The 25736-nt window shown below is 77.0% G+C and carries 25 protein-coding genes; 8 read left to right on the top strand and 17 right to left on the bottom strand.

Translation table 11 applies throughout. From position 1 onward, the window contains the following. Positions 1-134 precede the first annotated feature (134 nt). The gene (locus tag AC0GKK_RS05620; protein ID WP_489883307.1) at positions 135-914 is read left to right on the top strand and encodes an SDR family NAD(P)-dependent oxidoreductase; all 780 of its coding nucleotides are present in this window, start codon (positions 135-137) and stop codon (positions 912-914) included. A gap of 10 nt (positions 915-924) precedes the next feature. Here AC0GKK_RS05620 and AC0GKK_RS05615 read toward each other — a convergent pair whose 3' ends face one another. Next, the gene (locus tag AC0GKK_RS05615) at positions 925-1557 is read right to left on the bottom strand and encodes a TetR/AcrR family transcriptional regulator (protein ID WP_251784475.1); all 633 of its coding nucleotides are present in this window, start codon (positions 1555-1557) and stop codon (positions 925-927) included. 153 nt (positions 1558-1710) lie between these two features. Between AC0GKK_RS05615 and AC0GKK_RS05610 the strand changes: the two genes are divergently transcribed. Further along, positions 1711-2505 (top strand): SDR family NAD(P)-dependent oxidoreductase, encoded by a 795-nt coding sequence (locus tag AC0GKK_RS05610; RefSeq protein WP_062402044.1) that lies wholly within the window; start codon positions 1711-1713, stop codon positions 2503-2505. Positions 2506-2530: 25 nt separating this feature from the next. On the opposite strand, the gene AC0GKK_RS05605 is transcribed toward AC0GKK_RS05610, so the two are convergent. Next, a complete protein-coding gene (locus AC0GKK_RS05605) occupies positions 2531-3343 on the bottom strand; it encodes a YhjD/YihY/BrkB family envelope integrity protein (RefSeq protein WP_489883306.1) in 813 nt (270 codons plus the stop codon). A gap of 36 nt (positions 3344-3379) precedes the next feature. On the opposite strand from AC0GKK_RS05605, the gene AC0GKK_RS05600 reads away from it, so the two are divergent. Continuing rightward, on the top strand, positions 3380-4060 hold the full coding sequence (locus tag AC0GKK_RS05600) for a CDP-alcohol phosphatidyltransferase family protein (protein ID WP_251784474.1): 681 nt from the start codon (positions 3380-3382) through the stop codon (positions 4058-4060). Here AC0GKK_RS05600 and AC0GKK_RS05595 read toward each other — a convergent pair. Continuing rightward, a complete protein-coding gene (locus AC0GKK_RS05595; protein ID WP_405418042.1) occupies positions 3960-5513 on the bottom strand; it encodes a phytoene desaturase family protein in 1554 nt (517 codons plus the stop codon). The genes AC0GKK_RS05600 and AC0GKK_RS05595 overlap by 101 nt on opposite strands. Next, a complete protein-coding gene (locus tag AC0GKK_RS05590; protein WP_476654352.1) occupies positions 5510-6646 on the bottom strand; it encodes a glycosyltransferase family 2 protein in 1137 nt (378 codons plus the stop codon). The genes AC0GKK_RS05595 and AC0GKK_RS05590 overlap by 4 nt, the downstream gene beginning before the upstream one ends. Positions 6647-6772: 126 nt before the next feature. On the opposite strand from AC0GKK_RS05590, the gene AC0GKK_RS05585 reads away from it, so the two are divergent. From AC0GKK_RS05585 to AC0GKK_RS05570, 4 genes are read left to right on the top strand one after another with little or no spacing between them, the layout of a single operon-like run. Next, positions 6773-7672, top strand: coding sequence for a carotenoid biosynthesis protein (locus tag AC0GKK_RS05585; RefSeq protein WP_489883305.1), 900 nt, complete (start codon positions 6773-6775; stop codon positions 7670-7672). Beyond that, positions 7669-9234 (top strand): FAD-dependent oxidoreductase, encoded by a 1566-nt coding sequence (locus tag AC0GKK_RS05580; protein WP_482637158.1) that lies wholly within the window; start codon positions 7669-7671, stop codon positions 9232-9234. Before AC0GKK_RS05585 ends, AC0GKK_RS05580 begins: the two co-directional genes overlap by 4 nt. An 8-nt stretch (positions 9235-9242) precedes the next feature. Further along, positions 9243-9836, top strand: a complete 594-nt coding sequence (locus tag AC0GKK_RS05575; RefSeq protein WP_489883304.1) for an endonuclease/exonuclease/phosphatase family protein — start codon at positions 9243-9245, stop codon at positions 9834-9836. Further along, the gene (locus tag AC0GKK_RS05570; RefSeq protein WP_489883303.1) at positions 9815-10033 is read left to right on the top strand and encodes a hypothetical protein; all 219 of its coding nucleotides are present in this window, start codon (positions 9815-9817) and stop codon (positions 10031-10033) included. Before AC0GKK_RS05575 ends, AC0GKK_RS05570 begins: the two co-directional genes overlap by 22 nt. Positions 10034-10037: 4 nt before the next feature. Here AC0GKK_RS05570 and AC0GKK_RS05565 read toward each other — a convergent pair whose 3' ends face one another. Next, entirely contained in the window at positions 10038-10727 is a 690-nt protein-coding gene (locus tag AC0GKK_RS05565; protein WP_251784469.1) for a TVP38/TMEM64 family protein, read from the bottom strand. 315 nt (positions 10728-11042) lie between these two features. On the opposite strand from AC0GKK_RS05565, the gene AC0GKK_RS05560 reads away from it, so the two are divergent. Beyond that, complete coding sequence (locus AC0GKK_RS05560) at positions 11043-11447, top strand: STAS domain-containing protein (protein ID WP_489883302.1); 405 nt, start codon at positions 11043-11045, stop codon at positions 11445-11447. Between the two features lie 51 nt (positions 11448-11498). Here the strand turns inward: AC0GKK_RS05560 and AC0GKK_RS05555 are convergent, their stop codons facing one another. The 12 genes from AC0GKK_RS05555 to AC0GKK_RS05500 all read right to left on the bottom strand — a co-directional run bounded on the left by AC0GKK_RS05555 (position 11499) and on the right by AC0GKK_RS05500 (position 25580). Next, entirely contained in the window at positions 11499-12113 is a 615-nt protein-coding gene (locus AC0GKK_RS05555) for a C40 family peptidase (RefSeq protein WP_489883301.1), read from the bottom strand. Positions 12114-12292: 179 nt separating this feature from the next. Next, a complete protein-coding gene (locus AC0GKK_RS05550) occupies positions 12293-13084 on the bottom strand; it encodes a hypothetical protein (protein ID WP_489883300.1) in 792 nt (263 codons plus the stop codon). Between the two features lie 112 nt (positions 13085-13196). After that, positions 13197-13565, bottom strand: coding sequence for a hypothetical protein (locus AC0GKK_RS05545; RefSeq protein WP_489883299.1), 369 nt, complete (start codon positions 13563-13565; stop codon positions 13197-13199). Between the two features lie 84 nt (positions 13566-13649). Beyond that, complete coding sequence (locus AC0GKK_RS05540) at positions 13650-14945, bottom strand: sensor histidine kinase (RefSeq protein WP_489883298.1); 1296 nt, start codon at positions 14943-14945, stop codon at positions 13650-13652. Beyond that, on the bottom strand, positions 14942-15652 hold the full coding sequence (locus tag AC0GKK_RS05535; RefSeq protein ID WP_073573943.1) for a response regulator transcription factor: 711 nt from the start codon (positions 15650-15652) through the stop codon (positions 14942-14944). The genes AC0GKK_RS05540 and AC0GKK_RS05535 overlap by 4 nt, the downstream gene beginning before the upstream one ends. A gap of 35 nt (positions 15653-15687) precedes the next feature. Then, positions 15688-17190 (bottom strand): APC family permease, encoded by a 1503-nt coding sequence (locus tag AC0GKK_RS05530; protein WP_405418013.1) that lies wholly within the window; start codon positions 17188-17190, stop codon positions 15688-15690. A 178-nt stretch (positions 17191-17368) separates the two neighbouring features. Then, positions 17369-17767, bottom strand: a complete 399-nt coding sequence (locus tag AC0GKK_RS05525; RefSeq protein WP_476654357.1) for a hypothetical protein — start codon at positions 17765-17767, stop codon at positions 17369-17371. A 127-nt stretch (positions 17768-17894) separates the two neighbouring features. After that, positions 17895-20747, bottom strand: coding sequence for an FAD-binding and (Fe-S)-binding domain-containing protein (locus tag AC0GKK_RS05520; protein WP_489883297.1), 2853 nt, complete (start codon positions 20745-20747; stop codon positions 17895-17897). Between the two features lie 53 nt (positions 20748-20800). Next, positions 20801-21607 carry an enoyl-CoA hydratase/isomerase family protein gene (locus AC0GKK_RS05515; RefSeq protein WP_489883296.1) on the bottom strand — a complete coding sequence of 269 codons (807 nt, stop codon included), beginning with the start codon at positions 21605-21607 and terminating at the stop codon, positions 20801-20803. Between the two features lie 23 nt (positions 21608-21630). Beyond that, positions 21631-22368, bottom strand: coding sequence for an SDR family NAD(P)-dependent oxidoreductase (locus AC0GKK_RS05510; protein WP_482638692.1), 738 nt, complete (start codon positions 22366-22368; stop codon positions 21631-21633). 118 nt (positions 22369-22486) lie between these two features. Further along, entirely contained in the window at positions 22487-23446 is a 960-nt protein-coding gene (locus AC0GKK_RS05505; RefSeq protein WP_482637167.1) for a tetratricopeptide repeat protein, read from the bottom strand. Between the two features lie 1831 nt (positions 23447-25277). After that, complete coding sequence (locus tag AC0GKK_RS05500) at positions 25278-25580, bottom strand: hypothetical protein (RefSeq protein ID WP_489883295.1); 303 nt, start codon at positions 25578-25580, stop codon at positions 25278-25280. Positions 25581-25736: the final 156 nt, after the last annotated feature.

The following is a 25736-nucleotide window of genomic DNA, read 5'->3' as shown; positions in this document are numbered from 1 at the left end:
GGCGATCCTACAGACGGAGCACACCGCGGCCGCCGTGTTCGTCGGCGGACGGTGTCGGCCGCGCGCACCGCGGGCGCACCGTGGCCGGAAGCAGGGGACGGCGCGGCAGGGCACGACGAGGCGGGGAGGGTCCGGTGCGGGATCTGGAGGGCCGGGTGGCGGTGGTGTTCGGCGCGGGGTCGGGCGGGCGGGGGACGAGCAACGGCGAGGCCGCGGCGCTGGCCTACGCCGGGGCCGGTGCGGTCGTCGCCGCGGTCGACCGCGACACCGCCGAGGCCGCCCGGGTGGCGGGGGAGATCACCCGAGCCGGTGGTGCGGCACTGGCGGTCACCGCCGACGTCACCGACGAGGACGACGTCGCCCGCGCCGTCGCCGCGGTCGTGGACACCCTCGGGGTGCCGCACGTACTGCACAACAACGTCGGCGCCGCGGTGCTCGGTGAGGTCGTCGACCTCGACCTCACCGGGTGGAACCGGGCGCTCGCGCTGAACCTGACCAGCGCCTACCTGACCTGCCGGCACACGCTGCCGCACATGCGCGCCGCCGGTCGCGGGGCGATCGTGAACGTGTCGTCGCTGGCCGCGATCCGCGACACCGGCTACGTCTACCCCGCCTACAGCGCGGCCAAGGCGGGTGTCGACCAGCTGACCGTGTCGCTGGCGCTGACCTACGCCCGCGACGGGATCCGCGCCAACGCGGTGCTGCCCGGCCTGATCGACACCCCGATGGTGCGCGAGCAGGTCGTCGACGACCCCGGCGCGCTGGCCGCCCGGCACGAGGTGAGCCCCACCGGCCGGATGGGCTCCCCGCACGACGTCGCCCAGGCCGCGCTGTTCCTCGCGTCGGACCGCGCCGCCTACGTCAACGGGGTCTGTCTACCGGTCGACGGCGGGCTGTCCGCACGGTCGCGGTGAGGCCCGGCGCTCAGGCCCCTGCGCCCGCGCCGACCGGCACCGGGCGCAGGGTCAGCGGCAGCAGGTCGCGGACCTCGGCGCGCAGGGTGTCCAACGCGTGCGGGTCGTCGCCGGTGAGGAACCCCAGCAGGGCCTGCTGGAACACACCGTCGACCATCCCGTAGGCGGCGTGCGGGCTCAGCGCGACCGCGGTGCCGGTGAGGTCGGCGTAACGGGTGACGACCCGCCACACCATGTCCTCCAGGGTGCGGTCGATCTGCCCGACGGCCTCGCGCAGGTTCGGCTCGAACATGCTCTGGGCGCGCAGGTCGTACCAGAGGCGGTGCATCGGGGCCTCGTCGACGATCGTCTCGCACAGCTTGTCCGCGAACGCGGTGACCAGGCCGTCGGCCGTCGTCGCGTCGGCGACGGCGCCGTCGTAGCGGGTCACGCACACCGCCTTGTACTGCCGCACACAGTAGACGATCAGCTCCAGCTTGTCGGCGAAGTAGTAGTGCACGACGCCGTGGCTGTACGGGGAGTTCTGCGCGATCTCGCGCAGCGACGCCCGGGCGTAGCCGAGCTCGCCCAGGGTCTGCAGGGCCGAGTCCGCCAGCGCTCGGCGGCGCGCGTCGTGCTTGTCGACCGGGTTCGCCCGTGCCACGCGGCCCCCTCCCGTCGTCCGCCGGGAGCCACTGTAACCGACCGCTGCGTCTCCGACGCCGTCGTTCTGGACGCCCGCCCGACGATATCTTGACAACTGGTCAGAGATCGCGGCAGGGTGTGGCCCACATCACCGATCGACACTGGAGTCGCCGTGACGCAGATCGACCTGACCGGACGCACCGTGCTCGTGACCGGGGGCGCACAGGGGCTGGGCGAGGGGATGGCCCGCGCGCTGGCCGACTCGGGCGGCCGGGTCGTCGTCGCCGACCTGCAGGACGAGGCGGGCGGCACGCTCGCGAAGTCCCTGGGGGAGCAGCACGGGTTCGTGCACCTGGACGTCACCGACGACGCCTCGTGGACCGCCGCGGTCGCCGAGACCGTGGAGCGGTTCGGCGGCCTCGACGTCGTCGTCAACAACGCGGGCGTCGAGGTCACCCAGCTGCTCGTCGACACCGAGCCCGACGACGTCCGCCGGATGCTCGAGGTCAACCTGCTCGGCACGATGCTCGGCATCAAGCACGCCTTCCGTGCCATGCGCCCGGGTGGTGCGGCGGGCCGCGGCGGAGCCGTGATCAACGTGGCCTCGGTCGCCGCGACCATCGCGTTCCCCTCCATCGGCGGCTACTCCGCGACCAAGTCCGGGGTCGACCGGCTCACCCGGGTCGCGGCGATGGAGTCGGGCAAGCTCGGCTACGGGGTGCGGGTCAACTGCGTGTACCCCGGGCTCGTCCCGACCGCGATGGGGCAGAAGCTCGCCGTCGAGACCGCCGGGCTCGGGCTGTTCGAGAGCCCGGAGGCCGCGGTCGGCGCGGTGGTCGAGCTGACCCCGTCGGGCCGGCTCGGCGAGGTCGCCGACATCGCCGACGCGGTCGCCTTCCTGGCCTCCGACGCCGCCCGGTTCGTCAACGGCGCCGGGCTGCCGGTCGACGGCGGCATGGGCATGTGACCCGCCGGGTCCCCGCCGCCCGGGATCACCGGTCCCGGGCGGCGAGGACCTCGTCGAGCACCACGGTGGCGCGGAACCCGCACAGCACCAGGATGTGCAGCAGGTAGAGCCACAGCGCCAGCGCCGACACCGTCCCGACCACGGGGAGCCCGGCGAACGGTGCCGACCACTCGATCGGGATGGCCAGGAACAGCAGGAAACCCTGCAGGAACCCGGCCAGCACCGACCCGGTGCCGAACGCGCCGAGCACCAGCGCGCGCCGGCCCAGCCGCCCCGGCCCGACCAGCCCGAACACCGCGAGCAGCGCGGTCGACAGCGTCACCCACACCACGTGGAACGCCACGACGACGCCCCACACCAGCGACCAGCCACCCGCGGCGTAGAGCGGCCCGACGTAGGGAGCCGCGCCCAGCACGACCAGCACGAGGAACGGCGCGACCGCCGCGACCCCCAGCAGCCCGGCGCGGCCGCGCCAGCCGGTGAGCCGGTCGCGGGCTGCGGACATCTGGACGAACGCGCGGCGCAGGCCCTCGCCGTAGAGACTGGCCGGGAACAGCACGACCAGTGCCTGCCACCAGGCCATCGACAGCGACACCGCGGCCAGTGTGCGCAGCGCCTCGGGCGTGCCGTGCCCGCCGGGGAGCCCGCCGACCGCCGCGTCCATCGCCGTGGTCACCGTCTCCGGCCCGGCCAGCGCACCGACGCCCCACAGCGCGACCATCGCCAGCGGCACCAGCCCGATCACCCCGAAGTAGGTCGCACCGGCGGCCCACAGCGCGATGTCGCTGCCGGGGAAGGTGTTCCCGAGCCGGCGGGCGAGGGTGCGGGCCCGGTTCACGGCGCGCCCCCGCTGCGGCGCTGGCACGCTGGTCCGATGACGACCGGGGACGACGACGGCTGGTCGGCCCTGCACGGCGGCATCCGGCCCTCCCCGGTGGTACGCGGCTGGCTCCGGATGGTGCGGGTCCTCTCCGCGGGCCCGGTGGCCCGGGTCCCGCCGGACGTGCTGTCGGCGTCCGGCGTGGTCGTGCTGGCCGGGGCGTGGGCGGTCGCGCTCGCCGGGGCGCCGTGGACGGCGGCGGCGGCTCTGCTCGTCGTCGCCGCGGGGGTGCTCGACGGCCTCGACGGCGCCGTCGCGCTGCGCACCGGGCGGGCCCGGCCGCTGGGTGCGGTGGTCGACGCCGTCGCCGACCGCCTCGGGGACCTGCTGCTCGGGGCGGTGCTGGTCGCGCTCGGCGCCGCGCCCGGCTGGGTCCTCGCGGCGCTCGCGCTGGTGTTCGTGCACGAGTTCCTACGGGCCCGCGCGCAGTCGGTCGGCATGCCGGGGGTGGGCGCGGTGACCGTCGCCGAGCGGCCGACCCGGCTGGTCGTGGTCGCCCTGCCCGCACTCGGTGCGGCGGTGCTCCCGGCCGGCCCGCCGCTGGTCGGGGTGTCGTGGGGGACCGTCTTCGCCCTCACCTGGACGGTCCTGGGTGCGATCGGGCTGGCGCAGCTCGCGGTGGGCGTGGTCCGGACGACCCCGCCGCGGTTCCCGGGGTCCCCGCCGGGCCGATGAGCCCGGCGACGATCTCGGCCGACATCAGCACCAGCGGGATGCCGCCGCCCGGGTGCGCGGACCCGCCCACCAGGTAGAGGCCCGGCACCGGGCCGCGGTTGGCGGGCCGGCGCAGCGCGGCCCGGGGGCCGTGCGAGGCGGTGCCGTAGATCGCGCCGCCCGGCGAACCGGTGCGCCGCTCCAGCTCGGCCGGGGTCAGGACCTCGGCGAACCGCAGGCGGTCGCGCACGTCGGTGCCGCGGGCGGCGAGCACGCCGAGCACCCGGTCCCGGTAGCGCTCCGCGAGCCCGGGGGCGTCCCAGTCGACACCGCGCCCCGGGGCGTGCAGGGGTGCGTTGACCAGCACGAACCAGCCCTCGGAGGCGTCGTCGGGGCGCAGCGCCGGGTCGTCGGGGGCGTGCACGTACACCGTCGGGTCGGGCACCGGGCGGGGCTCGCGTCCGAAGATCGCGTCGAACTCGGCGTGCTGGTCGCGCGGGAACCAGACCCGGTGCGCCGGCCCTGGCTCCCGGCCGGACAGCCCGAGCAGCAGCACGAACCCGGCGGTCGAGCGGGGCGTGCGGCGCAGCCGCCTGCGGGCCCGGCGCGCGACGTCGCGGGGGAGCAGCCGCTCGTGCAGCACGTGCGCGTCGACCCCGGAGACGACGACGTCGGCGCGCACCTCGCGGCCCCCGGCCCGGACCCCGGCGGCCCGGCCGCGCTCCACGAGGACCTCGTCGACGGCCGTGCCCGGGTGCAGCGTGACGCCGAGGGCGAGGCAGCGGTCCACGACGGCGTCGACGATGCGGCGCAGCCCGCCCGGCACCCACCACGCGCCGAACTCCTGCTCGACGAAGGCGGTCACCGCCAGCACCGCCGGTGTGCGACGCGGGTCGGAACCGGAGTAGGTGGCGTAGCGGTTCAGCCAGGTCCGCAGCCGCGGGTCGGGCAGCAGCCGCGCGCCCAGCCCGTCGAGGGTCCGCCACGGCGCGACCGCGCGCAGGTCGGCCGGGCGGGCGCTCATCCGGACGAGCGCGGCCGTGGTGAGCGGGCGGCGCAGGACCGGCTCGCCGACGAGGTCCCACAGCCGTCGCGAGTGCTCGTGCAGCGCCGCCCAGGACGCGCCGGCGCCGTCGCCCAGGGCGGCGTCGAGGGCGGCCGGGACCGCGGCCGCGGCGTGCGGCAGGTCCAGCCGCGTGCCGTCGGCGAAGACGTGGCCGCAGGCCGGGTCGACCGGCGTGACCGGCAGGTCCGCGGGACCGCCGGTCGCGGCGAACAGGTCGTCGAGCAGGTCCGGCATCGTGAGCAGCGACGGGCCGGTGTCGAAGGTGAACCCGTCCCGGGTGACGACGCCGAGCTTCCCGCCCGGGGTGTCGGCCCGCTCGAACACGGTGACCGCGTGCCCGGCGGCGGCCAGCCGCGCCGCCGCCGCGAGCCCGCCCAGCCCGGCGCCGACCACCACGACCCGGCTCACAGCGCACGCCCCTTCCAGCTCAGCGTGCCGCGCAGCCTGCCCGCCCACGAGGACGCGAGCAGCCCGAGCAGGGCCAGCACCGACACCGGGTGGGCGAGCGCGTCGACCGCGCCGCCGCCCGACGGCCCGGTGACCCACCGCGCGGCGGGCACCCGCCCGGCGACGGCGGCGGCGTACCCGAGCAGCCCGGCCCGCGACCCGGTCAGCGCGGCGAGCGCGGGCAGCACGTAGACCAGCACCAGCCCGGCGCCGACCGCGACCGCCCCGGCGGGCGAGCCGAACGCCGCCCACAGCGACTTGCGGTAGCCCGCCCGCAGCTCCGCGCCGGTCGCGTACATCCGGCAGGACGCGACCTGCGACCCGTCGGCGATGCCGGTCCGGCCCCCGGCGGCGCGGACCGCCCGGGCCAGCCCGATGTCGTCGAGGACGGCGCCCGACACCGCGGCCCAGCCGCCCGCCCGGGCCAGTGCGGCCGCCTCGACCAGCAGGAACTGCCCGTTCGCGACGGCCATCGACCCCCGTCCGGACCGTTCCGCTACGGCCAGCGGCAGCGTCGTCAGCCACGACCAGGCCAGCAGCGGTTGCACCAGCCGGCCGAGCGGGCCGGAGGCGACCTGCCGCGGCCACGGGCACAGCAGGTCCAGCGGCCGGTCCCGGTCGCGCAGCAGCGCCACCGCGGCGGCGACGGCGTGCGGGACGAGGACGACGTCGGCGTCGACGAAGACGAGGACCTCACCGCGGGCGGCCGCGGCCAGCGCGGCACAGGCGTGCGGTTTGCCCAGCACCCCGGGCGGGGGCGGGGTGCCGGTGAGCACCCGTAGCCGGGGGTCGCCGCCGGCCGCGGTACGGACGACGGCGGCGGTCCCGTCGGTGGAGCCGTCGTCGAGGACGAGGATCTCGACGTCGGCCAGCCCGCGCTGCCCGGTCAGCGCCCGCACGGTCGGCGCGATCCGGTGTGCCTCGTCGCGGGCCGGGACCAGCACCGACACCGGCACGGTCACCGTGGGCGGCGCGGCGGGCGGGCGTCGCAGCCCGGCCCGGTTCACCCAGGCCTGCACGGTCCCGGCCGCGGCGAGGACGGACCCGGCGGCCACGAGCGGACGGACGGCGCGCAGCGGCCGGCGGAGGAGCACGCAGGCGACCCTACGGAGGGGGCGGCCCGGCCGCGCGACGTCGCCGCGGCCGCGGACGACGCGCGGGTGTGCCCGGGTGGTGGCACCGTGGGACCACCCCCGACCGGACCGTGTGGAGGTTCCCGCGTGGCGTTGGCCGCTGCCCCCCGGGCACTGCGCACGACCCTGCCCGCCTGGGTGCTGGTCGCCGGAGCGGTGACCGTCCAGATCCTCTACCCGCTCACCCCCGCCCCGCTGCGGACGTCGGTGACGGTGCTGAGCGTCGCGGTGTTCTTCCTGGCCGCGGTCGCCGACGTCGTCCGGGTGCACGGCACCCGGGGCGGGCTGGTGCTGCTCGGCGTCGCGGGCGGCGGGGGACTGGTCGCGGAGTCCGTCGGGCTGGCCACGGGGTGGCCGTTCGGCGCCTACGCCTACACCGGGACCCTCGGCGCCGAGGTGGCCGGTGTCCCGCTGGTCGTGCCGATGGCCTGGGCGATGATGGCGTGGCCCGCGCTGGTCGTGGGCAGGGCGCTGGCCCGGCGCGGGGCGGGGACCGTCGCCGTCGGTGCGTTCGCCCTGGCCGCCTGGGACGTGTTCCTCGACCCGCAGATGGTCGACGCGGGCCACTGGGTGTGGGCGCGCCCCGACCCGGGTCTCCCGCTGGTGCCCGGCATCCCGCTGACCAACTACGCCGGCTGGCTGGTCGTCTCGCTGCTGATCGTCGGGACGCTGCACCGTGCGCTGCCCGGCGGCCCCCGGCGCTCGGGGCCCGCGGCCGCGCTGTACCTGTGGGTCTACGCCTCCTCGGTGCTCGCCCACCTGGTGTTCTTCGGCCTGCCCGGCTCGGCCCTGGTCGGCGGGGTGCTGATGGGGCTGGTCGCGGTCCCGTACGCGCTCGTCCTGCGCCGCGACCGCGCCGCCCACCGCCCCGGGACCCGCCACCGCGGTGCCCACGGCTCCGCTGCCCACGGCTCCGCTGCCCACGGCTCCGCTGCCCGCCACCCCGGCGGACACGGTCCGCACGTCCGTCCCGGAGGGACCCTGTGACCGACCCGCTGCGGCGCCGCGCCGCACCGCTGCGCATGCGCCGACGACGGCTGGTGACACCCGACCCGCTGCTGCCGCGTGCGGTGCCCGCCGGGTCGGAGGCGGTCGTCGTCGGGGGCGGGATCGCCGGGGTGTCCGCGGCCGTGGTGCTGGCCGAACGCGGGGTGCGGGTCACCCTGCTCGAGGCGGCCGACCACCTCGGCGGACGGCTCGGGGCCTGGCCGCACACCCTCTCCGACGGCACCGTCGCGCAGGTCGAGCACGGCTTCCACGCCTTCTTCCGGCAGTACTACACCTGGCGGTCGATCCTGCGCCGCGCCGACCCGCAGCTGTCGTTCCTGCGCCCGGTCGGGAACTACCCGGTGATCTCCGCGCGGTGGCCCGACGAGGACCTGTCGGGACTGCCCGCCGCCCCGCCGTTCAACCTGCTCGCGCTGGCGCTGCGCAGCAGGAGCCTGTCGCGGCGCGAGCTCACCTCCGCCGACCCCGACGCCGGACGCGCCCTGCTGGCCTACGACCGGGCCACCACCACGACCGAGCTCGACGGCGTCGACGCCGCGTCGTTCCTCGACCGGCTCGGGATGACCGAGCGCACCCGCAGCATGCTGTTCGAGGCGTTCGCCCGGTCGTTCTTCTGCAACCAGGGCGACCTGTCCGCCGCCGAGCTCGTCGCGATGTTCCACTACTACTTCCTCGGCAACCCCGAGGGCATCGCCTTCGACGCCCCGTGCACCGACCACGCCACCGCCGTGTGGCAGCCGCTGTGGCGCCACCTGACCTCCCTCGGGGCGCAGGTCCGCACCGGGGCGCGGGTCACCGCGGTGCACCCCGACGGCGCAGGCTGGCGGGTCGAGGGCCCCGGGGCGACCACCACCCGGCACCTCGTGCTCGCCCTCGACCCGGGTGCGCTGCGCGCGCTGGTCACCGGCTCACCCGGGCTGGCGACGACGGCGCCGCGGCTGCACGCGCAGTGTGCGGCGCTGCGCGTCGCGCCCCCGTTCGCGGTCAGCAGGCTGTGGCTGGACCGCGACGTCGACCCGGGACGGGCGGTGTTCAGTGCCGTCAGCGGGCAGCCGACCCTGGACTCGGTCACCGTCTACTCCCGGCTGGAGGAGCCCTCGGCCCGGTGGGCCGCCGGGACCGGCGGGTCGGTGGTGGAGCTGCACTCCTACTCCTGCGCCGAGCCCGACGCGGCGTCCGCCGCGGCCGCGCTGCGCGCCGAGCTGGCCGTGCTGTGGCCCGAGACCGCGGACGCGACCGTCCTCGACCGGTACGACCGGCTGGAGGCCACCGCGCCCGCGTTCCCGCCCGGGACGGCGGGCACCCGGCCGGGGGTGCGGACCGACGCGCGCGGCCTGCGGGTGGCCGGTGACTTCGTGGAGACGCCCTACCTCGCCGGGCTGATGGAGCGCTCGTCGATGTCGGGGGTGCTCGCCGCGAACGACGTGCTCGCCGAGCTGGGGGCGGCCGCCGAACCGGTCGACGGGATCCCGCAGCGCGGGCTGCTCGCCGGCGTCCCGGCGCTGCGCGGGGCCCGCGGACGCCACGCCGCGACCCGCTGACCGCGGCCGTGCGGGTCGCGTCGCTGAACCTCGCCTCCGGACGTGGGGCGGACGGGCGGTACCTGACCGGCCCCGCGCTCGGGGCGGCCGTCGCCGGGGTGGGCGCCGACGTCGTCGCGGTGCAGGAGGTCGACACCGGCCAGTCCCGCTCGGCGGGCGACGACCAGCCGTCGCTGCTCGCGGCCGGGCTCGGTGCCGTGGACTGGCGCTGCGCCGCGACCATGCACGGCGAGCCGCGTCCGGACCCGCTGCCGTCGTGGACCCCGCTCGACCCCCCGGTCCTGCGCGGTCCCGGCGACCCCGCGCCCGGGCCGCGCTACGGCGTCGCGCTGTTCTCCCGGCTCCCGGTGCGCCGCTGGCACGTGCTGGGGTTCGAGGCCGGCCGGGCCCGGCTGCCGGTGCCGGTGCCCGCCCCCGGCGGGGGACCCGGCTCGCCTGGTTCCTCGACGAGCCGCGCGCCGCCGTCGCCGCGGAGCTGGGGACGCTCACGGTGGTGGCGACCCATCTGTCGTTCGCCCCGCCGACGGCGGTCCGCCAGCTCCGGGCGCTGCGGCGCTGGACGGCACGGCTGCCCGGGCCGGTGGTCGTCGCCGGGGACCTGAACCTGCCCGGCTCGCTCCCCGCGACGGTGACCGGCGGCCGGCGGCTCGTCGACGGGCGGACGTTCCCGGCGGCGACGCCGCGCGCCCAGCTCGACCACCTGATCGCGCTCGGCCGCCTGACCGGGCGGGACCCGGCCGTGCTGCAGCTCGACGTCGGTGACCACCGCGCCGTCGCCGCGACGGTCGGGCCCGGCTGAGCCCTCAGCCGTCCGCGGGCGGGTCGGCGCGCGAGCGGACCGGCCGGCGCCGGGCCAGGACGACCCCGGTCAGCACGACGACCGCGAGCCCGGCCACCGACACCAGGAACGGCAGCGACCCGGGGTCGGTGCCGAACGCGCCGACCGCGACCAGCGCCGTCGTCCCCGGGGTGACCCCCAGGACGGTGCCGAGGAGGTAGTGCCGGAACCGGACCGCGGTCAGCCCCCACAGCAGGTTCAGCACCGAGTACGGCAGGACCGGCGCGAGCCGGACCCCCACCACGGCCAGGAGGCCGCGACGGCGCACCACGTCGTCGACCACCGCCATCCGCTCCGCACCCCGGCCCGAGCGGTCCACCAGCCGCAGCACCGTGTCCCGGCCCAGCCGCCGCGCCAGGGCGAACCCGACCGCCGCGCCGACGAACTTCCCGGCGAGCGTGGCGGGCAGCCCCTCGCCGAACCCGAACAGCACCCCACCGAGCACGGCGAGCAGGCTGACCGGCACCGGGGTGAGCGACAGCCCGGCGTACAGCGCCGCCCACAGCAGCGGTCCCGCCCATCCGGTCCCGGCCAGGCCGTCACGGAGCTGCTCCACCGAGGGCACCCCGACGGCGACCGCGACGCCGACCGCGACACCCACCAGCGCCACGAGCAGGACGGGACGCCAGAGGCGGGCGACGACGGGCCCGGTCACCGGGCTCCGGCGGGCGGTCGGGGCCCGGCGGCCCGGGGGATCTCCGGTGCGGTCGGCATCGTCGTGAGTATCCCCGCCGCGGCGCCGGCCCGCCGGGGAGCGGACCGCACCCTGGACACCCGGTGTCGGCGACGGCTACGGTGACGGGCCGGGCCCGTCGACCGTGACGATCCCGGTCCAGCTCGACGCATCTTCGGGCGACGCCTCCTCGGAGCCGTCGCCGTTCGGTCGTCCGGTACAGCTCAGTGCCCCGACGGCACCACGGGCTGACCGTCCCCGCAGCGGGACCGGCCCCACCTCCCTCCTGGCGGACCCATGACCGCGCCCACGCCATCCCGTCGTCTCCTCCTCGTCCCCGAGCCCGACCCCGCTCCCGCCGGCCCGCAGGTCGAGGTCGGGTGCGGTCCCGCCGCGACCGTCGTCATCGGCGTGTCCGGCGACCTCGACCTCGCCACCGGACCCGCGGTCGAGGTGCGCGTGCTCGCCGCCGTCGACCTCGCGGCGGGTGGCCGGGTCGTCCTCGACCTCAACGCCGTCCGATTCCTCGGGCTGCGCGGGGTCACGATCCTGCGCGCGGCCGCCGACCGCGCCCGTGCCCACGGGACCGCGGTCGTGGTGGTACTGGACCCGGCGGCGCCTGCTGCCCGGGCACTGAGGCTGGTGCCCTGCCTCGGTCTCACCGTGGTCGCGGTCGACACTCGGGTGGCCGACACGTCCTGACCGGGCGGTAGCCGGCGTCGCCGGTCCACGCCGCCGGTGCCACCGGCGGAGTCAGCGGGGCGCCGGGGTCTGCCGCGGGGCCGTCGGTGACGGGGGCAGCGGCGGTGCGGCGGGGGCGTCGAACCAGGGCTCGTCCGGGATCGACGGGTCCGGCGTCTCCCGGACCGCCGGGTCCCCGACGCCGTCGGTGGCCTGCGCCGGTCGCGTCGCGCCGAGGTAGTCGTCGCCGCGCCACCGGTACCAGGAGGTCTGCACCGGCAGCCCGAACGTCGGAGCGCTCACCATCCGGTCCTGCCCGACGAACAGCCCGACGTGGTGGACCTTGTCGACGGTGCCGTAGAAGACCAGGTCACCCGGGCGCAGCGGGGAGCCGGCCGGGACCCGCGGGCCGCGGCGGTACTGGGCGTGCGCGGTCCGTGGCAGGACGACGCCGGCCTTGCCGTAGGCGAACGCGGTCAGCCCGGAGCAGTCGAAGCCGCGGTCGCCGTTCTCCGGCCCGTTGCCGCCCCACACGAACGGCAGCCCGATCTGGCGCAGTGCGACCTCGACCGCGGTGGCCGCACGCTGTTCGGGCGTCGCCGCCGGCCCGGCCGCGGCCACACCGCCGGTGACCAGCAGCAGGACCACGGCGGCGAGCGTCGTCGCGAACGGGGACCGAAGCGGCACGGCGTTCGTCCCGGTCGCCCGCGGTCGGCGGGTGCGACGGGGCCACCGGGCGGTGACCTGCGCCGAACCTAGGGACGGGACCGCGGCGACCGGAAGCGGAAGCGATCGAGCGGGTGAACGGGGTGACCCGGTCGGTGCCGCGTGGGTCCGGGGACCGGCGCGGCACCGACCGGGGCGGGTCAGCCCAGGCCCGGGATGCCCGGCATCTGCGGGAGCACCGGCGTCGAGGCGAACAGGTCGAGGTACATGCCGCCGGACACCAGCAGCCCCAGGACGCCGAGCACCAGGCCGCCGAGGGCGACCGGCCGGACCCAGGCGCCCGCGGCGGGCCGGGCGGCGGGGCCGAGGACCAGGACGAGCCCGACGAGGACCGCGACCAGCGCGACGACGCCGTTGACCACGGCTGCGACGTCCCAGGGCGCGCCGTAGAAGGACTCGATGGTGTCGCCCGGGCCGCCGGTCGCGGCCTGGATCTGCCCGACGAGCGACTCGCGCTCGCGCAGCATGTCGCCCACCGAGGTGCCGGTCAGCGAGGCGAGACCGAGCCCCGCGGCGACGACGGCGCCCGCACCGGCGAGGCCACCGCCGGAGGCGGTGTCGGCCGGGGTCCCGGCGGGGGTGGCGGCCGCGGTGCGCACGGGGGCGGCGCGGCCGGTGGTGGCGGAGTCGTCGGTGGCCGCGCCCGCGGTCGCGGCGGAGCCGGTCGCGGTGCCGTCGGTCGCGGTGCCGTCGGTGGCGGTGCCGTCGGTGGCGGTGGAGCCCGCCGTGGTGGAACCCGCCGTGGTGGAACCCGCCGTGGTGGAACCGGTGGCCGTCGTGCCGGTGGCCGCGCCGTCGGCGGCGTCGGTGGCGGTCGTGGCGGGGCCGTCGGCGGTCGCCCGGTCCGTCGCGACGGAGCCGGCCGCGTCGTCGGTCTCCGGGGTGCCGGTCGCCGTGCTGCCGTCCGTGGGCCTGCTCGTGTCGGAAGCCATGGGCCGCACCGTACGCGAGGTCAAGATCGCCGTGACGGCCCCCCACCTGGGCGGATACGCCGTCGTGTCCGTTCCGCCGGGCCCGTCACCGGATGGGGGCGGTGACCGGTCGCTACCCGACGGTCGCGCCGGCCGCGGCCCGGCCGGCGGGTTCGCCGGTGCCGGCGAGCACGGTGACACCGTCCGCGGGGGACCCGGCCCCGACCCGACGCACGGGGCCGTCGCGCAGCCCGGACAGCACGACCTCGATCCGGGCCAGCACCGCCGTGCGGGTGCGTCCGTCGACGCCGACGACGTCGACGACCACCGTACCGAGCGCCGCCGAACCCGACGCCGCCCACTGCCCGGACCAGCGGAGCACGATGCCCGGTCCCGCGGGCGGGGGCGCGGACCCGACGGAACGGTGGTCGAACCCGAGGGTCCGCAGGACCGGGTCGGCGGTGAGGGCGTCGCGGATCCGCTGGTCGGGCGTCGTGGTCATGCGGGCCTCCCGGTGCCGACCGTCGTCGATCATGTCCGGTACCGACGGTAGGGAGCCCGTGTGCCACGGGGGATGAGGTGGAGGTTAGGAGGAGGTAAGCGATCGGCCGTCCCGGACCGGTTCCAGCGGCAGCAGCAGGGTGACCACCGACGGCGACCGGCGGGCGGTGAGCCGTCCGCCCTCGGCCTCGGCGAGCCGCCGGGCGAGGGCGACCCCGAGGCCGCGCCGGCCGTCGCTGCCCGACAGGTCCTCCTCGGCCACCCCGGGCCCCTCGTCGGCGACGTCGACGGCCACGGCGTCCGGCCCGGCCTCCCGCGCGGTCAGCGCGACCGCACCGGCCCCGTGCTGGACGGCGTTGTCGAGCAGCGCGGCGACGATCTGGCGGACCGCCGCGGCGGAGGCGGGCGGGTCGGGCAGGGCGCCGTCGCGGGACACCGAGAACGACCGCCCGGCGCGGGACAGCCGGTCGCCCCACTCGGCCTGCGCCTCGTCGAAGAGCCGGGCGAGGTCGACCGGAACGGCGTCACGGCTGCGTTCGCGGGCGAGCAGCAGCAGCTCGTCGATGGTGCGCTCCAGCCGGTCGACCGAGGCCAGCCCGTCCTCCACGGTCGCGGGCCGGAGCAGCGCCGGGTCGTCGAGCGCGGACTCCAGCCGCAGCCGCAGCCCGGCCAGCGGCGTCCGCAGCTGGTGCGAGGCCTCCGCGGAGAACGCCCGCTCGCGGGCCAGCAGGTCGTCGAGGCGGCCCGCGGTGTGGCCGAGCGCGGACCCGACGCGGTCGAGCTCCCCGATGCCGGTGGGCGCGGGACGGACCCCGAAGTCGCCCTCGCCGAGCCGGGCCGCGTCGCGGGCCATCGACTCCAGCGGCGCCGACAGGTGCGCGGCCAGGCGCATCGCGAGCGCCCACACCGCGACCAGCACCAGCCCGGCCAGCGCGACCATGGCGAGGTAGAGCGGTACGAGCGAGGACCACACCGCCGAGTTCGGGCGGGCCGCGCGCACCACCCCGACGACGTCGTCGCCGTCGGTCACCGGGGACACCGCGACGAGCTGCCCCGGCGGGGACGACGACAGACCCCGGTCCAGGACCCGGTCGACGCCCTCGTCGCCCTCCGGCGGGCCGTCGCCGGTGGTGCGGTCGCCGTCGGAGTCGTAGAGCGCGACGGCGGTGTCGTCGTCGCGGCCGTCGGGCAGCCGGGCCGGGACCCGGTCGTGGACGACGTCGTCATAGACCGAGCGGGCGGCGAAGTCCGCGATGCGCTGCAGCGACTCGCGCTGCTGGGCGACGGTGTAGCGCTCCAGCCCGGCGGCCAGCGGGACCCCGAACAGCACCAGCGTCACCCCGACCGCCACGAGGGTGAGGCGCACGATGCGGCGTCTCACCGGAGGCCCCCGGGCAGCTCCAGGCGGTACCCGTGCCCGCGCAGGGTGGTGATCAGCGGGACCCGGGGGCCGTCGTGCGCGGCGAGGTGGCGGCGCACCGCGGCCACGTGCACGTCGAGGGTCTTGGTGGAGCCGAACCAGTGCGCGTCCCACACGTCGGTCATCAGCACCTCGCGGCTCAGCGCGGTGCCCGGGTCGGTCGCGAGCCGGGCGAGCAGGTCGAACTCGCGGGTGCGCAGGACCAGCTCCCGCCCGGCGACGGTGGCGCGGCGCGCCCCGGTGTCGACGCGCAGGTCCCCGACCTCCAGCACGTCCCCGGTGCGGTCGCCGCCGGCGCGCCGCAGGTGCGCCCGGATCCGGGCGAGCAGCTCGGCCAGGCGTACCGGCTTGGTCAGGTAGTCGTCGGCGCCGGCCTCCAGGCCGAGTACCACGTCCATCTCCGCGGTCCGGGCGGTCAGCACGACCAGCACCGCGTCGGGGCGCAGCGTGCGCAGCCGACGGCACACCTCGACGCCGTCGAGGTCGGGCAGCCCGAGGTCGAGCAGGACGAGGTCGAACGGGGTGTGCCCGGCCGCCGCGAGCGCCGGGCCGCCCGCCTGCTCCCACCGGACGTCGTAGCCGTGCCCGGTCAGGCTGCCGCGCAGGACGTCACCGATCGTGCGGTCGTCCTCGACGAGCAGGATGCGGGCGTTCACCGGCCCGATCATCGTCCCTCCGCCCGGGCCGCCGCACCCCGTGCGGCCTAGGAACCGCCGTAGGGCGGCTCACCCGTCTCCGGGACGAGCACCGGGGTGTCCTCGTCGAGGGTCTCGCCGCGGAAGAACGGCCGCAGCCGCACCGCGCAGGCCAGCATCAGCGGTACACCGAGCGCGATCATGCCGACGCCGATCACGAACACCCCGCCGACCGGACCGAAGGAGGTCTCGCCGTAGGCCGGGTCGAGCATGTCGACCGAGCTCTGCACGAACGCCCACACCATGACCACGCCGCCGAGCAGCGGCAGCAGACCGCGCAGCAGCAGGTCGCGTGGCGAGCGGAGCAGGGTGCGCCGGAAGTACCAGACGCAGGCGAAGGCGGTGATGCCGTAGTAGAACGCCACGGCCAGGCCGAGCGAGGCGACGGTGTCGAGCAGCGCGTCGGAGCTGACCAGCCCCAGCACCAGGTAGAACAGCACCGCGGACAGCCCCATGACGACGGTGGCGAACCCGGGCGTCGCGTAGCGGGGGTGGACGCTGCCGAAGCGGCGCGGGACCGCCCCGTAGACGGCCATCGCCAGCGCGCCGCGCGCGGTGGGCAGGATCGTGGTCTGGGTCGACGACGCCGCCGACACCGCGACGGTCAGCAGCAGCACCGCGGTGAGCACCGAGCCGCCCATCGGGGCGCCGAGCAGGGTGAGCACGTCCTCGGAGTGCTCGGGGTTCGCCAGGCCGATCCCGGTGTCGCCGAACCCTGCGTAGGACTGCAGCGCGACCGCGACGACGACGTAGATCGCCAGCAGGATCACGGTGGCCAGCAGCGCGGCCCGGCCCGGGGTGCTGGTCGAGCCGCGGGTCTCCTCGCCGACGGCCAGACAGGCGTCCCAGCCCCAGTAGACGAAGATGCAGAGGATCAGCGCCTGCGCGGCGGCGGAGCCGGAGATCCCGGTCGGGTCGAACCAGCTCCAGCTCGGCAGCACGGCCTGCGGGCCGGCGTCGCCGGAGTACACGAGCCACAGCGCCCCGGCGGCCAGGACGGCGAGCACCACGATCTGGAAGACGATCAGCGCGTTCTGGAACCGCTCGGACAGCACGATCCCGCGGTGGCTGACCCAGGTCATGACCAGGATGAACAGCACCCCGACGCCGACCTTGACCAGCGTGTTCTCCGCGGCGGCGACGAACCCGAGCGCGCGCAGGGTGTACACGGCGGCGATCTCGGCGACGTTGGCCAGCACGATGATCGCCGACACCGCGACGCCCCAGCCGCCCATCCACCCGACCCACGGCCCGAAGGCCTTGGTGCCCCAGGTGAACGTCGTCCCGCAGTCGGGCACGGCGCGGTTCAGCTCGCGGTAGGCGACGGCGACGAACAGCATCGGCACGAACGCGACGAGGAACATCGCGGGCGCCTTCTCGCCGACGGCGAGGACGACGTAGCCGAGCGTCGCGGCCAGGCTGTAGGCCGGTGCGGTGGCGCCGAGCCCGATGACGGTGTTGCCCCACAGGCCCAGCGCTCCGGTGCGGAGACCCTTCGGGCCGGCCTCCACGACGGGAGGCGGTGCGGCGGCGGTCAACCGCCGTTCTCGGCGGTGAGGATGGTCAGCACGGTGGTCGTTCCCCGTCTCGTCGGCTCCCGCCCGGGCCGGCGGCGGCACACAGGATGCGGCACGGACGCGCCCGAACGGAAACAGCGGTGTCGCGTCTCACGCCGCGCCCCCGCCGTGGTCAGAACTGCCGGTGCGGCGTGCCCCGCACGCTGAACCAGTAGGCGCCCGCCTCGGCGCCCGAGATCCCGGTGCGGACCTCCGCGGTGGCCGGACGGCCGAAACGGCGCCGGATCGCCTTGCGGGCCGTCTTCTCGATGCGTGCGGCGAGCCGCTCCGGCTCGGAGCACCCGGACATGGTCAGCACGGCGACGAAGGCGTACCGGGCGGGTCCGCTCCGCGGCCAGGGGCCGGTGCCGTCGGCCAGGGACAGCTCGACGGTCATCGGACGCTTGCGGTGTGTGTACAGGGCGCGGGTCAGCTCGGCCTCCACGACGTCCGCCTCGACGCCCGCGGGTGCCTCGACCCGGACGACCGCCATCACGGCGTTCGCCGCGGCCCCACCTGTCACCACGGTCACGGTCTCGGACTCCTTCCGGGTGCGCGTCACCCCCGACGGAACGCGCATCACGGACATTCATCCCCGGTCCCGGGGGGTCTAAACAAGGACTTGACCGAAAAAGAGGCGTCAGGATCACGAAAATCGCTCATCTCGTCACCCGTTCGAGCACCTCCAGGACGTGCTCGTAGTCACGCCCGGTAGCGCGGCTCATGCCGAGCTCGCAGGTCCGGTTGCAGGAGGCGTGGGCGTCGGCGTCGACCCCGGCGAGCTCCCAGGCCTGCGGTGCGGTGGCCGCAGCGGTCAGCTCCGGGTGCAGCATCCCGCGGTCCCCGGCGAACCCGCAGCAGCTCCACGAGTCGGGGACGACGACGTCGTCGGCGACGGCCCCGGCCAGGCGCCGCAGCGGGTCGAGCAGGCCGAGCTGGGTGGCCGAGCAGGTCGGGTGCAGCACGAGCCGGGCCAGCCGGGCGGGCACGGTGAGCGCGGGCAGGATCCGGTCGGCGGTGAACTCGACGGCGTCGAGGACCCGCAGGCCGCGGTAGCGCTCGGGGCCGGACGCGACCATCACCCGCAACCCCTCGGTGCACGACGACGCGTCGGACACCACCGGGACCGCCCCGGCGCGGGTCGTCGTCCACAGCGCGGGCAGGACCCGCTCGGCCATCGCGGCGGCGCCGTCGGTGAGCCCCTTGGACTTCCACGGCGTGCCGCAGCACAGCGACCCCAGGCCCGCGGGTGCGCTCGCCCGCAGGCCCGCCCGCGCGCAGAGCCGGGCGAACGCCTCGCCCGCGCCGGTGCCCGCCGAACCGAACATGGCGCCGGTACAGGAGGAGAACAGGACGAGGTCGGCGTCGGTGGACACGAGCCCGCCGGGGACCCGGTTCCCGCCGCCGCGGGGCAGGTCGGGGCTCCACTGCGGGACCTGCTCGGGGTCGGCGACCCGGCGCAGCGCGGCCGAGACGGGCGCGGCGCCGGGTACGGCCCGCGCGAGGGTGAGCGCCAGCCCGGCGGCCCGGGTGGTGGCGCCCCAGTGCTTCGCCGCGAGGGTCCAGCCCGCGCCCGCGGCGCCGTGGTCGCGTTCGCCGCGCAGCCGTCGCACCAGGTCGCCGGTGTTGATCAGGACCGGGCAGGCGGTGCCGCACATGCCGTCGACGGCGCAGGTGTCGACGCCGTCGTAGGCGTAGTCGGCCTCCAGCTCGGCGAGCAGGGCCTCGTCGCCCGCGGCCCGGGCGGCGGCCATCTCGCGGCGCAGCACGATCCGCTGCCGCGGGGTGGTGGTCAGGTCACGGCTGGGGCAGACCGGCTCGCAGAACCCGCACTCCACGCAGCGGTCCACCTCGGACTCGACGGCCGGGGCGGACTTGAGTCCGGCCAGGTGCGCGGTCGGGTCGTCGTCGAGGACGACGCCGGGGGAGAGGATCCCCTGCGGGTCGCAGAGCCGCTTGATCTCCTGCATGACCTCGTAGAGCTCGTCGCCGTACTGGCGGCGGACGAACGGCGACATCATCCGGCCGGTGCCGTGCTCGGCCTTGAGCGTCCCGCCGTGGGCCAGCACGAGGTCGACCATGTCGTCGGTGAACCGGCCGAAGCGGTCCCGGCCGCCCGCCGTGCCCGAGTCGTCGAGGTCCTCGGTGAGCATGAAGTGGACGTTGCCGTCCTTGGCGTGCCCGAAGATCACGGCGTGGTCGTAGTCGTGCTTCGCGAACAGCGCGATGAGGCCCTCGCAGGTCGCGAGCAGATCCGGGACGGGGACGGCGACGTCCTCCAGCAGCGCCGCGGTGCCCGGCGGGCGGGCGCCCGCGACCTTGGCGTAGAGCGCCTTGCGCAGCTTCCACAGCCCAGCCTTCGCGACCGGGTCCGCGGACAGCTCCCGCGGGCCCCGCAGCGGCAGCCCGGAGATCAGCCCGGAGGCGTCCCCGGCGAGCTGGGTGACCTCCTCGACGGTGTGCCCGCGGTACTCCACGAGGAACGCGGCGTGCTCGTCGACGGTCAGTGCCCGCAGCCGCGGGTCGGCGTCGGTGTCGCCCTGTCCGACCCGCAGCGACGTGGCGTCCAGCAGCTCGATCGTCGCGGCGCCGGAGTCCACCAGGCCGGGCAGCGCGCGGTTGGCGGCGGCGAGGTCGTCGAACACCAGCAGCCCGGTGCGGGTGTGGGCGAGCACCGGGACGGTGCGCATGGTGATCGAGGCGAGGAACGCCAGCGTCCCCTCCGAGCCGACGAGCAGCCGGGCCAGGATCTGCACCGGGTCGTGGTGGTCGAGGAAGGAGTTCAGGCCGTAGCCCATGGTGTTCTTCAGGGAGAACTGGCGCTCGATCTCGGTGCGCAGCGCCGCGTCGCCGCGGAGCCGGTCGCGCAGCCGCGCCAGACCCGCCCACAGCCGGGGCTCGCGGGCGCGCAGCTCGTCGTCGGCGCCGGGGGCACCGGTGTCCAGGGTGGTGCCCGAGGGCAGGACGAGCTCGACGGAGTCCAGCAGCGCGTAGCTGTTCGCGGCGGTGCCGCAGGCCATGCCCGAGGAGTTGTTCGCGACGACCCCGCCGAGGGTGCAGGCGACCTCGCTGGCCGGGTCCGGGCCGAGCATCCGGCCGTACCGGGCCAGGCGGGTGTTGACCGAGCGCACCGTCGCGCCCGGCCCGACCCGCACCCGGGCGCCGTCGTCCTCGATCTCGATGCCGCGGAAGTGGCGGCGGACGTCGACGAGGACGCCGTCGGTGACGGCCTGGCCGGACAGGCTCGTCCCGCCGGAGCGGAAGGTCACCGGCACCCCGCCCGCGGCGCGGAACAGCGCGGCGACCTCGGCGGCGCTCGACGCCGTCACCACCGCGGCCGGGGTGCGGGCGAAGTGCGACGCGTCGTGCGCCATCCGGAGCCGGTCGATCGCCCGGGTGGCGACGGCGGCGGGGCGGACCGCGGCGGCGAGCCGGTCGTGCAGGGCGTGCACGGCCGGGCGGTCTGCCGGGTCGGTGGGCGGTGTCTCCGCGGGCGATCCGGTGAGGGTCACGGTGGTACTCCTGGCGTGTGGTGGGACGCGCGTGCACCCAGCCTGCCCCAGGGTCAGCCCCGTGCCGAGGGGAAGTTCGGGGGACGCTTCTCGCGCAGCGCGGCGGCGCCCTCCACCACGTCGGGGCCCATGAAGGTCAACATCTCGTAGGCGGCGGACTGCTCGAAGGCCGGTCCGGCGCTGCGCAGCCACGAGTTCAGTGCCCGCTTGGTGAGCCGGATGGCCTGCTGGGAGCCGGTGCCCAGGGCGTGCGCGACCCGCAGTGCCTCGTCGAGGACCCGCTCGCGCGGCACCGCCTTGGCGACCATCCCGAGCCGCTCGGCCTCGGCGCCGGTGACCATCTCGCCGGTCAGCAGGTAGTAGCGGGCCTTCGCCATGCCGGCCAGCAGCGGCCAGATGATCGCGGCGTGGTCCCCGGCGGCGACGCCGAGCCTCACGTGGCCGTCGCCCAGCTTCGCGTCCTCGGCGGCGATCGCGATGTCGGCGAGCAGCGCGACGACCACCCCGGCCCCGACGGCGACCCCGTTGATCGCCGACACGACCGGCTTCTCGCAGTCGATGATGTTCCAGACCAGGTCGGACATCTCCCGGAGCATGTGTGCGACGCGCTCGTGGTCGCCTGCCATCCGCTCGACCATGCCGAGGTCCCCGCCCGCGGAGAACGCCCTCCCGGCCCCGGTGATCACCGCGACCCGGGTGGCGGCGTCGGACGACACGTCCCGCCAGACCCGCGCGAGCTCGCCGTGCAGGACCTCGTCGGCGGCGTTGTACTTCGCCGGGTTGTCGATGGTGATGAGCAGGACGCCGTCGTCGCGGCGCTCGAACCGCAGCTGGGTGTAGGAGCTCGGGTCGAGGGTCATGGGGGTCCTCCCGGGGGCTGCGGTCAGAGCATGGACAGGCCGCCGCTGACGCTGACGGTCTGCCCGGTGAGGTAGTCGGCGTCGGGGGAGGCGAGGAAGGCGACGGCGGCGGCGACGTCCTCGGGGCGGGCCAGGCGGCGGAACGGGATCGCCTTCACCAGGGCGTCGCGCAGCCGGTCGTTCCCCTCGACGACGTCGGCGAACAGCGCCGTGTCGGTGGGCCCGGGGCACACGCAGTTGACGTTGACACCGTGCCGGGCGACCTCGCGGGCGAGGGTCTTGGTGAACGCGATGACCCCGCCCTTGGCGGCGGAGTAGACCGCCTCGCCGCTGGACCCGACGCGGCCCGCCTCGGAGGCGAGGTTCACCACCGTCCCGGAGCCCTGCGCGATCAGGTGCGGGACGACGGCGTGCGCGGTGTGCAGCACCCCGAACAGGTTGATCCGCACGATCCGGTCCCAGTCGGCCGGGTCGGAGTCGACGAACGCGCCGACCTTGTCCCAGCCGGCGTTGTTGATCAGCACGTCGATCCGGCCGAGGTCGCCGCGGACCCGCTCGACGGTGTCGCGCACGGCGTCGGGGTCGGCGACGTCGAGGGCGTACGCGGTCCCGGCCCCGCCCAGCTCCGCGGCGGTCGCGGCGGCGGTGTCACCGTCGAGGTCGGTCACCGCGACCCGGGCGCCCTCCCCGGCGAGCCGCAGTGCGGTGGCGCGGCCGATGCCGCGCCCGGCCCCGGTGACGAGCACCGTCCGGTCGTCCATCCTGCCCACGGGCCGGTCCACCTCCTGGTCGCCGACACCGGTGTCGGACACCGCCCACCATGACGACACCGGCCCCCATGGTCAATCTCCGCCGGCGGGTCCGTGCCGTCGGGCCGGGTCAGCGCACCACGGGCAGCGGGCCGGAGGGCCGGTCGAAGAACAGCGGGAGGGTCTCCTCGCGCGGGTCGGGGGTCCGGGGGAGGATCCCGGTCGTGGGCTCGTCGTCCTCCTGCGGACGGCGCATCCGCGGGAGGACGCCGGTCGTGGGCTCGGGCTCCCCGGACGGCGGGCGCATCCGCGGCAGGACGCCCGTGGGCGGCTCGGCCCCGTCGGCGGGTTCCCCGGCGGGCCGCACGGCGGGCACCGCGTCCGGTCGCACGCCGGGCTCCCCGGTGGTCGCGGTGGCGGGTGCCGTCGCGTGTCCCGCGGAGTCGGCCGCGGCGCGGCAGTCGGTGAGCAGCTCCCGCACGTCGTCGGTCACCGCGTGCCCGGCGCCGAGCACCCGCTCGGCGATCTCGAGCGTCGCGGCGAGCAGGCCGGCCGCGCCGCGCAGGTCGCCGGTCTCGGCACGGGCGAGCGCCAGCGCGGCCCGGGACGCGATCGTGCAGGGGTGGGACCCGCCGAGCACCCGCGCCCGCCGGGTGATCACGTCCTCGTGCCGGCGGACCGCCTCCTCGGCGTCGCCGGTCACCCGGTGGGCCGCGGCCAGGGCGTCGGCGGCCGCGAGCGACGCCGGGTGGTCCGGGCCCAGCAGCGCCTCGCGGGCGGCGAGGTTGCGGGTGGCGATCTCCAGCCCGCCGGCGTGGTCGTAGCCCAGCAGCAGCGCGACGGCGAGGCTCCCCTCGGCGACGAGCGTGTCGGCGTCGTCCGGGCCGAGGTCGCGACGGGCGGTGGTGAGGACCTGCTGGACGCGACGGGTCGCGTCCAGCAGCGCGGGCATGTCGCCGCTGCGTCCCGCGGCGCGCACGTCGGTCGCGGCGCGGTCGTGACGGGACCGCAGGGCCTCGCGCAGGGGGTCGGCGGTCGTCGTCGACCGGTCCGCACCGTGGTGCGGGACGGTCACTCGCCGGTCGGCCACGGACACCCGACCTCCCCTCCTCACCGCGACGAGCAGTCCGGACTCACCCGGACGGCCCACTGAATCGTGACCGAACGTACCTGTAACCGGCGGTATCGCGCGCTCCGGACGCGCATCCGAGGCGAAGGCCACCCTTACCGATCACTGTGCGTCGCAGGAGGCGCACCGACGGTCCGAGGCCGGCGGACCCGTCCGGACGCAGTCACCCGGCCGTGCGGTCCCTGCCCCCGGACGGGTGCACGTCCGCCGCGGTGCCTGGAGTGCGGTGTCCGGGGGCTCGACAATCGCGCGCACGCCATGCGGAGAGGGGGCCTCGTGTCGGGGCAGGGGGACGCCGACCACACCGATGGTGAGGTCGCGGACGACGCAGGGGCGGTGAGGCGTCGAGACACCGGCGCCGACCCCGCCACCGGAGACCCAGCGGGACGGCCCGCGCGCCGACCGCCCCGGCCGCCGCCTCCGCGGCCCCCGCTGCGGCCGACCTCGCCGTTCCTGGGGGTGGCGCCACCCGTCGCACCGCCCGCGGACGAGCCCGCTCCTCCGGGCATCGAGGCCTTCGGGGCGGGAGGGACGCGACCCCGGGCGGTGCCCGGTGCTCCGGCCCCTGCCGACCCGGTGTCCGCGGCCCCGGGCGCCGCAACGCCGGCCCCGGCAACCCCGGACCCGGCGACCTTCGCTCCGGCAGGCCCGGCGCCGGACGCCGCAGCGCCGGACGCCCTCGCACCCGACGCCGACGACCCGGCGTCCGCCGTGGCGGTGTCGGCCGTGCCGACGCCGGCCCACCCGGCTACCGCGCCGGGGTCCGTCGACCCGGGCCCGCAGGCGCCGGATCCGGACGTGGAGCCGTCGGGTGCTGTCGTGCCGGACGGTGCGCCCCCGGGCGCCGCGACGACGGATCCCCCGGTGCCGGACAGCGGTTCCCCCACGCCGGCCGGCCGGCCGACGGCGCCGGACAGCTGCTCCACCGGATCGGGCAGCGGTTCCACGGGATCGGGCAGCGGTTCCACGGGACCGGACAGCGGGACGACGGTGCCCGCCGACCCGGACCCGATCCCGTCGACCGGGAGCGAGGCATCGGCGGCCGCCGCGCCGGACGGCACCGGGACGGGCGCGACCGTGGCGACGGCCGTCCCGGCCCCCGACGCGATCCCGCCCCGGCCGCCCACGACCGGCCCCGACCCGACCCTGCACGGTGTCCCCGCGGTCACGCCGCGCCCGATCCCCCGGCTCACGGCCGTGGTGCTGGTCGGGTCGCTGCTCGCGGCCGCCGGTGCGGCCGCGGGCGCGGTCGCCCTGGCCTCCCAGCAGAGCGACGGCGCAGGCTGGCCCGGCGCGACCGACCCGACGGCGGTGACCCGCCCGGACGGGGTGACCGCCGGCCTCCCGGGGGCCCCGGCTCCTCTCGTCCCGGTGCCCGAGGGCTCCTCCGGGGCCGCGGAGCGCGACCGGGCCGTGTCGCCGGAGCCGCGCCGCACCGACCCGGACACCGACCGCGCGTCCCGCCCGGACCCGTCCGCGGGCCCGGGGAGCGGCGGGCCGATCCCACGGCACCGCGCCCGGCGCCGGGCGTCGGCCGTACCCCGTCGGCACCCGCCGCTCCGCCGGCACCGGATGCACCGGCCCCGGGCGGCCCTGCGGCCCCGGGCGGCCCGGGTAGCCCGGTCGCTCCGGCGCCCGGCGGTTCCGGGACCGTCCCGGCAGAGCCCGGCGCCCCGGCCGGGGGTGCGCCCCCGGGGGCGCCCGGCACCCCACCGGGCGGTTCGGACCCGGGCGGGCCCGTCACACCCGGTGCGGGCACGAACCCGTCGGACCCCGGCGGCTCCGGCGCGGGTCAGCCCTCCGACGGCGGCGCGGGACCCGGCACCGCGCCGGGTCCCGAGCCCACGGCGGGATCCGGTCCCACCTCGGGTCCGGGCACCGCACCGGGATCGGGGTCGGGATCCGGCCCGGGTACCGGGAACGGTGCCCCGGACGCGACCGGCACCGGGCCGGACGAGGGCGCGGGCAGCGGCGGCCCGTCGACCGGCACCCCGCAGGCGGGCAACGTCGACAGCCGCGGCAGGGACGGCGGCGGCAGGGACGGCGACAACAGGACCGGCGTCGACAGCGGCAGCACCGGCGGCCGCGGCACCACGACCCCATCAGGATCCTGAGTCCGGAGGGTCGACGGACGTGCGGCGGCGGGCGACTCGGCCCGCCGCCGGCACTTGTTCCCGCGGGACGGCGGTGTGCCCGCGGCGTGCGCAGGGCCTGCAGGTGCAGCCGGCGCACCGTGACCGGGCGCGACGAC

The sequence above is a fragment of the Pseudonocardia sp. P-1 genome (assembly GCF_058111925.1).
The sequence above is the reverse complement of the archived record's forward strand: the minus strand, read 5'-3'. Positions and strand labels throughout refer to the sequence as shown.

Excerpts from the sequence above, each read along its gene's own strand:
- AC0GKK_RS05510 (WP_482638692.1), bottom strand. The coding sequence starts at position 22,368 with ATGGACGACCGGACGGTGCTCGTCACCGGGGCCGGGCGCGGCATCGGC.
- AC0GKK_RS05600 (WP_251784474.1), top strand. The coding sequence starts at position 3,380 with ATGACGACCGGGGACGACGACGGCTGGTCGGCCCTGCACGGCGGCATC.
- AC0GKK_RS05550 (WP_489883300.1), bottom strand. The coding sequence starts at position 13,084 with ATGGCTTCCGACACGAGCAGGCCCACGGACGGCAGCACGGCGACCGGC.
- AC0GKK_RS05560 (WP_489883302.1), top strand. The coding sequence starts at position 11,043 with ATGACCGCGCCCACGCCATCCCGTCGTCTCCTCCTCGTCCCCGAGCCC.
- AC0GKK_RS05545 (WP_489883299.1), bottom strand. The coding sequence starts at position 13,565 with ATGACCACGACGCCCGACCAGCGGATCCGCGACGCCCTCACCGCCGAC.
- AC0GKK_RS05515 (WP_489883296.1), bottom strand. The coding sequence starts at position 21,607 with ATGACCCTCGACCCGAGCTCCTACACCCAGCTGCGGTTCGAGCGCCGC.
- AC0GKK_RS05535 (WP_073573943.1), bottom strand. The coding sequence starts at position 15,652 with ATGATCGGGCCGGTGAACGCCCGCATCCTGCTCGTCGAGGACGACCGC.